The organism is Anoxybacillus sp. J5B_2022 (assembly GCF_026847645.1).
GTDB lineage: Bacteria > Bacillota > Bacilli > Bacillales > Anoxybacillaceae > Anoxybacteroides.
The window spans coordinates 1-1,408 of sequence record NZ_JAPSMC010000142.1 but is presented as its reverse complement, the minus strand read 5'-3'; the positions used below and the strand labels follow the sequence as shown (position 1 = coordinate 1,408).

General features: G+C 48.3%; 1 protein-coding gene. It reads right to left on the bottom strand.

The window, feature by feature from the left end; genetic code table 11:
• Positions 1–58: 58 nt before the first annotated feature.
• On the bottom strand, positions 59–1,279 hold the full coding sequence (locus M4I42_RS16840) for an IS110 family transposase (protein ID WP_021094661.1): 1,221 nt from the start codon (positions 1,277–1,279) through the stop codon (positions 59–61).
• Between the last annotated feature and the right edge of the window lie 129 nt (positions 1,280–1,408).

The following is a 1,408-nucleotide window of genomic DNA, read 5'->3' as shown; positions in this document are numbered from 1 at the left end:
GCCTTTGGAATATAATTTCCAAAGGAAGGTATTAAAGTTTATATATGGTTTAATTCCCTTATGCACCCACTTTTTCTAACTTCACTTCGTACCCTAACCCCTCTAATTTCTTCACCGTTTGACGCACGATCTTTGCTTCCCGTTGACGATCCCAATAGTCTGCCCCTAATTCTTTATACGGTTCCTTCCGAGTTAACAGGTAATAGATGATTTCTAATATCGTTCGTCCAACTGCCATACTCGCTCGATTCGCCCCTCTTCTTGCGGCTATGCGGTGATATTTCGCGGATAAATACGTATCCTTCTTTCTCGCGGCGGCACGGGCACATTCTACTAAACACGCTCTCAGCTTCTTGTTCCCTTTCCTCGTTCGGCTTGATAACCGTTTCCCCGCACTCTCGTAGTTTCCTGGTGCCATGCCTGCCCACGATGCCAGATGGCTCGCTGATGCAAAGCGACTCATATCGGTTCCGATTTCCGCCAAAATTTGTTCCGCACTTTGCCGCCCGACTCCCGGAATCGTATCTAAGAGCTCCAGCGCTTCTTCAAAAGGGCGCGTTCTCTCCTCGATCTCCTGATCTAATCGCGCAATCGCTTCATCTAGGTATTCCACATGCCGCCATTGTTCGGCTAACATCATCCGTTGATGAGGGCCGATTACCCCGTGTAATGCGCGCTGGAGTTCTTCCACTTTTTGTTTCAATTTCCCTTTTGCGAGCTGAGCGATGACCATCGGATCGTTTTTCCCTTCGATCAACGCACGAATCATTTTTCGTGCCGATGCCCCATTGATATCGGAAACAACGGACGACAACTTGATGTTCGCTCCTTCCAATACTTTTTGAATCCGATTCAATTCCCGCGCTCTTTCTTCGATCAAACTGCGACGATATCGAACGAGTTCTCGCAGTTCTCGTTGGGCTCGGTCCGGAATATAACTTCCTTTCAACAATCCATGGCGAAGCAAGTTGGCGATCCACTCGGCATCCTTCATATCCGTCTTCCGTCCAGGAACCGCTTTAATATGCCGGGCATTGACGACAAGCGTTTCGATTTGTTCGAGTTCGAGCAAATTGTACAACGGTTTCCAGTACACGCTTGTCGATTCCATCGCCACGTGCGTCACCCCTTTTTCTTTCAACCAGTTCACAAACTCCAGCAATTCATCGGTCATGGTACCGAATGTTCGTATTTCTTTTCCTTCAGGGGTGATGGTACAAGCGGTAATGGATTTTTTATGCACGTCTACTCCACAACAACGTTCATATAATACCTTCATCGCTTTCCCTCCCTGCTTCATTTCATCTTCAGCTGGTGCAGTAGCCTATGACGAAGCATTCTATCCTGCGTGCTTCCCAACTCGGGAGCGACATTCCGTGGTGCACCAGGCTACTGGGGTCCGTCTATC

Bases quoted from the DNA above. Each gene is read 5' to 3' on its own strand.
- M4I42_RS16840 (WP_021094661.1), bottom strand. From the start codon at position 1,279: ATGAAGGTATTATATGAACGTTGTTGTGGAGTAGACGTGCATAAAAAA.